This window comes from Streptomyces sp. NPDC059564 (assembly GCF_042735575.1).
In the GTDB taxonomy this organism is placed as follows: domain Bacteria; phylum Actinomycetota; class Actinomycetes; order Streptomycetales; family Streptomycetaceae; genus Streptomyces.
Window position 1 is genome coordinate 1 of record NZ_JBHWBP010000315.1, and the last position, 9032, is coordinate 9032.

Below are 9032 nucleotides of genomic sequence, written 5' to 3' on the forward strand. Positions count from 1 at the left end.
GGGGTGCCGCCCTCGGTGCTGTTCGCCGCCCGTCCTACTTCTCCGGCGGGCCGATGTAGTTCTTGAGGCCCGGGACCGTGAGGTTGCCGCCGAACTGGCCGGCCTGGACGACCTTGACGTTCGTGAAGAACGCGAAGGGGACGTTCAGGGGCGGCGGGCTGTTCGGGGTGAACTCGATCGGGATGAGCCCGAAGAGGTTGCCCTTGAGGCTCTCGGTGTACATGGTCACCTTGGCGCCCCGGATCGTGGACGTGGAGCCCGGGCGGGACTTCAGGTGGGCGATGTTGTTGCCCGTCCCGACCGTCTGGTACAGGTCCTTGATGTCCAGGGAGTCCGCGGTGAACTTCAGGACCTTCTTGACCTTGCCGCCCGCCGTCTTCACCTCGACGATGCCCTCGTAGTCCAGGCCGTAGAGGGTCAGCATCGAGCTGTCGAGGTACCAGGGCTCGTCCGGCAGGAGCGGGATGCCCGGCTCCAGTTTCGCGTCGGCCAGGGCCTTGGCGTCGTAGGTCGGGCACGGGAAGGGCTGCTTGCCGTCCGGGTCCGTGGTGGCCGTCGCGGAAGGGGAGGGCGAGGCCGAGGAGTCGGTCTCGCCCTTCTTGCCATCGGCCGCCTTGCCCGTCTCGTCCTTCGGTGTCTTCGCCGTGTCCTTGACGTCCTGGGGCAGTTCCTTGACGTCGACGCCCGCCTTCCTCGCCGCCTCGCGGATCGCGTCCGCGGCTGGGTCGGAGGTCTGCTTGCCGCTCGGGGTGGGCACGGGCGTCGGGGTGGCCGGCTTCTGCGCGTCCTGGAGCGGCCTGCCGAGCGCGTCGACGAGGCCCTTGAGGGCGTCGCCCACTCCCAGCGGGTCCAGCGGGTTCGGGGTCTTGGTCGCCGACGGGGAGGGCGAGGTGCTCGCGGACGGCTTGGCCGCCGGGGGCGCCTGCTTATCCGTCTTGGCGGAGGCCGAGGGCGAGGGTGAGGCCGAAGGGGTGGTGGCCGGCTTCGGGGCCTTGCTGGCACCCGGCGAGGGCGTCGTGGTGGGCGACGTACTCGGCGAAGGCGTCTTCGTGGGCGACGGCGAGGCCGACTCGGTGGGCTCGTCGGACCGCGTCACGCAGGGGCCGGGCGCGAAGGGGATGTCCTTGTCGTCGGCCAAGGCCATCTTCGGGGCCATACCCATCCCGACGAGCACGGCCGTCGGCATCGCGGCCAGCGCCATCGTCTTGCCGACCGGTATCTGGAGCTTGTTCAGCAGCGACTTCCTGGGCGCCGCGTGGCGCGGACCCTTTCTCTCACGGGACTCTGCGCCTGGGGTCACGCCCCGCTGCGTCTCGTCACCCCGCACTGTTCCTCCCGCCATCGGCGTGGGCATTCGTCTCGGTCACGTACGCCGTTTCCGTGTCGCGGGAAGCGGGGATGCCCTGGAAGGCCTCCGCCATCATCTGCGCCTTGTCTTCCGCCGCCTGCGCCTCGGGGGTCTCCGCCACCGGGCCGCCGGGTGCCCACGAGATCGCCAGGGCCCCGCCGATCATGGCGAGGATGAAGCCGATGAAGAACCCGCCGAGGTTGGACTTCGGGATCGATACGAGGGCCAGGAGGATCGCCGCGACGCCCGCGAAGACGCGGATGCCCTGCTGGAACCAAAGGGCGAGGCCCAGCGTGATCAACAGGACGCCGAGGATCAGCGAAACAGAGCCGGACGTCGTCGCGATCGCGAGGCTGACGTTGGCCAGCCGGATGTCCGCGAACGGGAAGTAGATGATCGGCACTCCGCCGAGAAGCGTGAACACGCCGGCCCAGAAGGGACGGACACCTCGCCAGGCACGGAAGCGGTGGCGCAGGACAGTGAGCCAGTGATCGTCTGCGGCGTGAACCGGGGCCTGGGGGTTCATGGACAACAGCTCCCTGGAAACGGTGGTACGGAGAACTCTGTGGAACCCGGCCGGGCACACGGCGACGGCTGCCGTCGCGCGCCCGGCCGGTCACATCCGGACGGGACTACTTCTCGTCCTGGTAGCACGGCTGGTCGCCACTGAGCAGGCGCAGCTTGAGGTCAGGCAGGGTGAAGGTACCCGCCGTCGTCGCCCACGCCTTCTGGCGCACGTTCGTCAGCGTGGCCGTCTTGGCCCGCTGCGAGAACAGTCCGCCGTCGGCGACCGTGCCGGGGACCGGCTTGGTCTTGTGGCTGCCGTCGCCTACCGCGACACCGATGTCGAGCGAATCGAACTTGGCGTCCGCATCCAGCTCGGCAACGTCGAGGTAGAGGTTCTCCGCCACCGCGGGACGGCCCTTGTTGCCCGTCCGCAGCTGCAGGGTGATATTGCCGAGACCGGGCACCGGAGTGACCAGGGACTGGCACATGTTGGTGATCTTGGCCGAGCTGAAGCCGGAGATCGTCACCGGGTGGTACGACTTCTTGTCGGAACCCAGGGTCGCGCCCTGCGCCACACTGCCGTACTGGATCAGATCCTGACCGACGAGCTCGTCGGCCGAGACCTTGAAGTCCTGGCCGGAGACGCTGAAGGACGCCGCGAGGGCACCCTGCGCCAGACCCACACCGACCGCGGCCGTGGCCGCGATGCTCGGCACCATGACGAGCGCGAAGCGCTTCCATCTGGTCCCGCCACGAACCTGAGAACTCATACTGTTCCTCCTTCTCGGACGTACATCTCCGGTCCGGGCCGTGCCCGTCCTGGGATGGGAGAAGTGCTACGTCCTCGGGAAGGAGCGCAGGAGGCCGGGGTATGGCTGTGCCACGTCCCGTACACCAACGATCACCCCCGAGCGACAACCACTGGGCCACGCGTTCGCGCAACCTGGAGGACAGGCCCTGCCGCGTGTGGCAGGGACCCCCCTGTCCCACGGCCGGTGACACTGCCGCCGGCCGGCTCGGTGGGGACCCTCCACCGCGGCTCCGGATGAGCGGCACTGCGGGAAGGACCGAGCGTCGCCGATCGTGGTCCATTCCAGGCCGGGGCACAAGGGGGTTCGTTACTGGCGGGTAACGGCTGGATAACCGGGATGCGACCCGGCGCCGTCAAGTGGCCACACAGGGTGTCACCCTGGGCCACGACAGAAGGGTGGAAGAGCGAACCAACCGGACAGATCGCGGCGTTCGACTTACTGCGAGTAACAGCGGCCGCGATTACCAAGTTTTGGCAAAGTGCGGCCGCTGTTTATCTACGTGTCAACAAATCGTCGGTGCCCGGAAGCACCCGGGAAGCACCTAGAAGAGCACCCGCGCCAGCGCCGTACGGGCCGCCGTGACCCGGGGGTCGTCCGCCCCGATGACCTCGAACAGCTCCAGCAGCCGGACCCGTACGGAGTCCCGCTCGTCACCGAAGGTCACCCGGACGGTCTCCACCAGGCGCCCGAAGGCGTCGCCCACGTGCCCGCCCGCCAGGTCCAGGTCGGCCGCGGCCATCTGCGCGGCCGGGTCCTTCGGGTTCGCGGCCGCCTCGGCGCGCACCGTCTGCGGGTTCAGGTGCTGCACCCGGGACAGCAGCTCGGCCTGGGCCAGGCCCAGCTTCGCCTCGGTGTTGGCCGGGTCGTCGGCCAGTACGTTCTTGTACGCCTGGACGGCCCCGCCCAGGTCGCCCGCGTCGAGCGCGACGACCGCCGCCTCCAGCAGCGCGTCGTACGGACCGGCCGGCTCGGGGGCCCGCTCGACGGGGGCGGCGCCCTCCGCGGCGGGGTCCACCGGGAGGCCGATGAGGCCGAAGCGCTCCTCGGCGACCTGGACCAGCTGGGCGAGGGTCTCGCGGATCTGCTGCTCGGGGGCCACGCCCTGGAACAGCGGCAGCACCTGGCCGGCGACCACGGCGAAGACGGCCGGGATGCCCTGGATGCCGAACTGCTGCATCAGCATCTGGTTGGCGTCGACGTCGATCTTCGCCAGGACGAGGCGGCCGTTCGCCTCTACGGTCAGCCGCTCCAGGAGCGGGCTGAGCTGCTTGCACGGCTCGCACCACTCGGCCCAGAAGTCGAGGACGACCGGGACCTCGTTGGAGAGCTGGAGGACATCGCTTTCGAAGCCGGCCTCGTCTACGTCGATCACGAGGGCGGACGGCGGTACGGCGCCGCCGGGCGCGCCGCCCGCTGCGGCGCCACCCTGCCGGGCCGCCTCCGCGCGCGCCTGCTCGGCCTTCGCCTTGGCTTCGCCGGCCGCCTTCACCGCGGCGAGGTCGACGACGCCGCTCATGGACATGTTTCTGGGCTGCATGCGTACATCCTCCCCCGTGTGCGCGCGCCGGCGAAAAGGATCCCGAAAGATCGCCCCGCCGAAATACTCTGATCACCGCTGAACCGCTGTGCGGCGCCGGGTCCCCACCTGGCGCCAGTAGCCTTCGCGTGGTTGTCGCTCTTACGCTACGAGCCGTAGCGTAACTCCCCCGGGCCGCGGGCGCCCCGTGATCTGAACCACACCGAACGGCCCCCCGACGGTTGCACTACTGGCGGGTATGGTCTCGGCCATGCGCAACCCCTGCCCCCGCACCAGCCCCCCGCCCGGCCGCACCGGCCGCCCCCGCAGCGCCGCGGCGGACGCCGCGATCCTGGCGGCGACCCGGGACGCGCTGGTGGAGCTGGGCTGGTCGAAGCTGACGATGGGGGACGTCTCGGCCCGGGCGGGCGTCGCGAAGACCACGCTGTACCGGCGCTGGGCGGGCAAGAGCGAGCTGGTCGTGGACGCGGTCGCGGAGCTGTTCGACGCGCTGGAACTCCCGGACCGGGGCTCCCTCGAAGGCGACATCGAGTACGTGGTCCTGCAGTTCGCGGAGCTGCTGCGGCGCCCGGAGGCCCGTACGGCCCTGATGGCGGTGGTCTCCGAGTCCACCCGGGACGCGGCGCTGCGGGACCGGATCCGGTCGGCGATCGTGGACCGGCAGAAACGTCTCGTCGTACTGGGTCGCGAACGGGCCCAGGCGCGCGGGGAACTTCCGTACGAGGAGGACGAGGCGCTCGCCGGCCTTGCCACGGACCTGATCTTCGACGTGATCGCGGGCACCGTGGTGCACCGCGCCCTGGTGAGCTCCGAGCCGGTGGACGAGCTCTGGGTGTCCACCTTCACCCAGCTGCTGATGCACGGCCTGCGGGGCGCCGACTCCGCCTGAGGCACGCGCGGCGGAGGGCCGGCCCCCGCAGGGGACCGGCCCTCCTCGCGTACCGTCCGTCAGAAGCCGGGCGGCTCGGTGTAGGTGCCCCACTCGTCCCGCAGGACGTTGCAGATCTCGCCGAGCGTGGCCTCGGCCCGGACGGCGTCCAGCATGGCCGGGATCATGTTCGAGCCGTCGCGGGCGGCGGCCAGCATCTCGTCGAGCGCCGCGGTCACCTTGACGTCGTCGCGGCGGCCCTTGCGCGCGGCCAGCTCCTCGACCTGTACGCGCTCCACCTCGTGGCTGACCCGCAGGATCTCCAGGTCTCCGGTGACGGAGCCGTGGTGGACGTTGACGCCGACGACCCGCTTGTCGCCCTTCTCCAGGGCCCGCTGGTACTGGAAGGCCGACTCGGCGATCTCCCCGGTGAACCAGCCGTCCTCGATGCCGCGCAGGATGCCGGAGGTGATCGGCCCGATGGGGTGCCGGCCGTCCGGGTGGGCGCGCAGGCCGCGCTCCTTGATCTGCTCGAAGATCTTCTCGGCGTCGGCCTCGATGCGGTCGGTGAGCTGCTCGACGTACCAGGAACCGCCCAGCGGGTCGGCGACGTTGGCGACGCCGGTCTCCTCCATCAGCACCTGCTGCGTGCGCAGCGCGATCTCGGCGGCCTGCTCGCTGGGCAGGGCGAGGGTCTCGTCGAGGGCGTTGGTGTGCAGGGAGTTGGTGCCGCCGAGGACGGCCGCGAGGGCTTCGACGGCGGTGCGCACCACGTTGTTGTACGGCTGCTGGGCGGTGAGGGAGACCCCGGCCGTCTGGGTGTGGAAGCGCAGCCACATGGTCTTGTCCGACTTCGCCCCGTAGACCTCCTTCATCCAGCGGGCCCAGATGCGGCGGGCGGCGCGGAACTTGGCGATCTCCTCGAAGAAGTCGAGGTGCGCGTCGAAGAAGAAGGAGAGGCCGGAGGCGAAGTGGTCGACGTCCAGGCCGCGGGAGAGGCCGAGTTCGACGTAGCCGAAGCCGTCGGCGAGGGTGTAGGCGAGCTCCTGCGCGGCCGTCGCCCCGGCCTCGCGGATGTGGTAGCCGGAGACCGAGAGCGGCTTGTAGGCGGGGATGCCGTTCGCGCAGTACTCCATGAGGTCGCCGATGAGGCGCAGGTGCGGCTCGGGTTCGAAGAGCCACTCCTTCTGGGCGATGTACTCCTTGAAGATGTCGGTCTGGAGCGTGCCGTTGAGCACGGCGGTGTCGACGCCCTGCCGCTCGGCGGCGACCAGGTACATGCAGAAGGCGGGCACGGCGGGCCCGGAGATGGTCATCGAGGTGGTGACGTCGCCGAGCGGGATGTCCTTGAAGAGGACCTCCATGTCGGCGGCGGAGTCGATGGCGACGCCGCAGTGGCCGACCTCGCCGAGCGAGCGGGCGTCGTCGGAGTCCCGGCCCATGAGGGTGGGCATGTCGAAGGCGACGGAGAGCCCGCCGCCGCCGGCGGCCAGGATCATCTTGTAGCGCTCGTTGGTCTGCTCGGCGTTGCCGAACCCGGCGAACTGGCGGATGGTCCAGGTCCGGCCGCGGTAGCCGGTGGCGTGCAGTCCGCGGGTGTAGGGGTACTCCCCCGGCCAGCCGATGCGCTCGAACCCCTCGTACGAGTCGCCGGGGCGGGGCCCGTAGACGGGATCGACGTCATCTCCGGAGAGCGTCGTGAAATCGGCCTCGCGCTTGCGGGCCTTGTCATACCGGGCCTGCCAGCGACGGCGGCCCTCCTCGATGGCGTCAGCGTCCATACCCACGAATTTACTAGGACGTCCTAGTAAATGTCGATGGGAAACCCCGGGGAGTCCTTCCCCGGGGTGTCCGTGCGAGCGGCGCTCCAGCGCCGGCGCCTCAGGCCTTGGCGGTGACGAGGCCGTCCGCGACCAGCGGCTCGACCTCGGCGTGGACCTTGCGCTCGACGAAGAACGCGGCGAGCGGGATGGTGCCCGACGCCAGGACCCACAGCAGCTTGCCGAAGGGCCACTTCGCCTTGGAGCCGAGGTCGAAGGCGAAGACCAGGTAGATCATGAAGAGCACACCGTGGACCTGCGAGACCGCGAGGGTCAGGTCGGCGCCGGTGTCGAAGCCGTACTTCGCCACCATGCAGGCACAGAGGATCAGGAGCATGACCGCGGTCACGTAGGCCATGACGCGGTAGCGGGTCAGCACGCTTCGTTTCATGGCGTCGAGCCTAACCGTCCGTTTTGCGCGATCTTGACGCGGCCCCCGCCGCCGCCCCTCCCCTCGCTCCCCTTCCTACTTCTCCTCGAAGTCGGCGGCCGCCACGCGCAGCGGGCGCAGCAGCGCGAAGATCTCCGCGCACTCCTCGGCGTCGTACGCGCCCAGCCCGAAGTCGATGTCCATCAGGTCCTTCGTCGCCGCCTCGACGACCTCGCGGCCCTTGGGGGTGATGGAGGCGAGCGTGCCGCGCCCGTCCTGGGGGTTGGGCCGCTTGGCCACCAGGCCGGAGTTCAGCAGCCGGTCCACGGTGTTCGTCACCGAGGTCGGGTGGACCATCAGGCGCTCGCCGATCTTCGACATCGGCAGTTCCCCCGCCTGGGAGAAGGTGAGCAGCACGAGCGCCTCGTACCGCGCGAACGTCAGTCCGTACGGCTTCACCACCGCGTCGACCTCGGCCAGCAGGATCTGGTGGGCGCGCATGATCGAGGTGATCGCCGCCATCGAGGGCACCGGTCCCCAGCGCTGCTGCCAGAGCTCGTCGGCGCGGGCGATGGGGTCGAAGGGAAGGCTGAGCGGCTTGGGCATCCACCAGACCCTACCGGGCGGTCATTTGGCGGTCAGCCCCGTCTCACCCCTCGGCGCGGGGCCGGGGGCCGAGGGACCCGGGGGCTCGGTGGCCCGGAGCTGCGCGAGGAGCAGCAGGACGACGGCCGTGCCGATGACCGCGGCGCCGGTGACCACGGCGTGGGGCGGGAAGAACTCGGCGGCGATCCCGGCGAGGGCCATCCCGACGCCCTGGAGGGTCATCAGGCCGGTGCTCAGCAGGGTCATCGCCCGGCCGCGCAGCTCGTCGGGGACGGCGTCCACGTACATCCGGTCGAGGTCGAGGTTGTACGCGTGCGCCAGCCCGGCGAGCAGGAGCGCCACGAGGACGACGGGCGCGCCGGGCCGGACGGCGTAGGCGAGGAGCGGCAGCAGGGCGACGGCGGCCAGCGGGACGGTGATCCGCGAACGCGTTCGGACGGTGAGGAGGGAGCCGGCGCAGAGTTCACCCGCGATGGTGCCGACGGGGAGCGCGCACATCAGTACCCCGAGCGTGGCGGTGCCCGCGCCGATGCCGTCGGCGTAGGGGGTGAGGAGGGCCTCCGGTACGACGGCGAAGACGGGCGGGAACCAGCACAGCAGGATGAGGGCGCGCAGCCGGCGGTTCCCGAGGACGGCGCGCATCCCGCCGAGGGCGGAGGTGCGGGCGGTCGCGGCGGTGGCACGGGCGGGCCGGTCGCGGGTGCCGAGGCGCAGGAGGAGGGCGGAGGCGAGGAACCCGGCGGCGGTGAGGGCGATGGCCCCGCGGGGGGCGAGGACGGTCAGCAGCAGTCCGCCGAGGCCGAAGCCGACGAGCTGCGCGCTCTGGGTGACCATGCGCAGCAGCGAGCGGCCGAGGACGAAGGGCTCGCCGGGGCCGAGGATGTCGGCGAGGGAGGCGCTGCGGGCACCCTGGAACAGCGGGGCGACGAAGGCCATGGCGCAGCGCAGGACGAGGATCCCGGCGACCGGGGTGCCCGGCCAGACCATGGCCGCCGCGCAGGCGGCGCAGAGCAGGTCGCAGGAGACGAGGAGCCGCCGGGCGGGGTGCCGGTCGGCGAGCCCGGCGAGGAGGGTGCCGCCGAGGGCGTAGGGGTCCACCGGCGGCTCCCCGTAGGGCCGGACCGGCCCGCCCGGCCCGTTCGGTACGCGAAAGCGCCCCCGGCC

The 9032-nt window shown here is 71.0% G+C and carries 9 protein-coding genes; 1 reads left to right on the forward strand and 8 read right to left on the reverse strand.

Annotated features, from left to right (window positions below; translation table 11 throughout):
- Positions 1 to 34: 34 nt before the first annotated feature.
- The 4 genes from ACFV0Q_RS33210 to ACFV0Q_RS33225 form a co-directional block, all read right to left on the reverse strand.
- Positions 35 to 1327 (reverse strand): hypothetical protein, encoded by a 1293-nt coding sequence (locus ACFV0Q_RS33210; protein WP_385010463.1) that lies wholly within the window; start codon positions 1325 to 1327, stop codon positions 35 to 37.
- Positions 1317 to 1874: a DUF6114 domain-containing protein gene (locus ACFV0Q_RS33215; protein WP_385010465.1), complete on the reverse strand. Its 558-nt coding sequence runs from the start codon at positions 1872 to 1874 to the stop codon at positions 1317 to 1319. Before ACFV0Q_RS33215 ends, ACFV0Q_RS33210 begins: the two co-directional genes overlap by 11 nt.
- Positions 1875 to 1980: 106 nt before the next feature.
- Positions 1981 to 2625, reverse strand: coding sequence for a DUF6230 family protein (locus ACFV0Q_RS33220; RefSeq protein WP_385010467.1), 645 nt, complete (start codon positions 2623 to 2625; stop codon positions 1981 to 1983).
- 583 nt (positions 2626 to 3208) lie between these two features.
- Complete coding sequence (locus ACFV0Q_RS33225; RefSeq protein ID WP_385010469.1) at positions 3209 to 4204, reverse strand: tetratricopeptide repeat protein; 996 nt, start codon at positions 4202 to 4204, stop codon at positions 3209 to 3211.
- 250 nt (positions 4205 to 4454) lie between these two features.
- Between ACFV0Q_RS33225 and ACFV0Q_RS33230 the strand changes: the two genes are divergently transcribed.
- Positions 4455 to 5093 carry a TetR/AcrR family transcriptional regulator gene (locus ACFV0Q_RS33230; RefSeq protein WP_385010471.1) on the forward strand — a complete coding sequence of 213 codons (639 nt, stop codon included), beginning with the start codon at positions 4455 to 4457 and terminating at the stop codon, positions 5091 to 5093.
- A gap of 59 nt (positions 5094 to 5152) precedes the next feature.
- On the opposite strand, the gene ACFV0Q_RS33235 is transcribed toward ACFV0Q_RS33230, so the two are convergent.
- From ACFV0Q_RS33235 to ACFV0Q_RS33250, 4 genes are all read right to left on the reverse strand, one after another.
- Entirely contained in the window at positions 5153 to 6853 is a 1701-nt protein-coding gene (locus ACFV0Q_RS33235) for a methylmalonyl-CoA mutase (protein WP_385010473.1), read from the reverse strand.
- Positions 6854 to 6953: 100 nt separating this feature from the next.
- A complete protein-coding gene (locus ACFV0Q_RS33240) occupies positions 6954 to 7283 on the reverse strand; it encodes a DUF3817 domain-containing protein (protein ID WP_385010475.1) in 330 nt (109 codons plus the stop codon).
- Between the two features lie 75 nt (positions 7284 to 7358).
- Complete coding sequence (locus ACFV0Q_RS33245; RefSeq protein ID WP_385010477.1) at positions 7359 to 7868, reverse strand: MarR family winged helix-turn-helix transcriptional regulator; 510 nt, start codon at positions 7866 to 7868, stop codon at positions 7359 to 7361.
- Between the two features lie 21 nt (positions 7869 to 7889).
- On the reverse strand, positions 7890 to 9032 hold a 1143-nt coding region (locus ACFV0Q_RS33250), incomplete at its 5' end, for an MFS transporter (protein WP_385010479.1).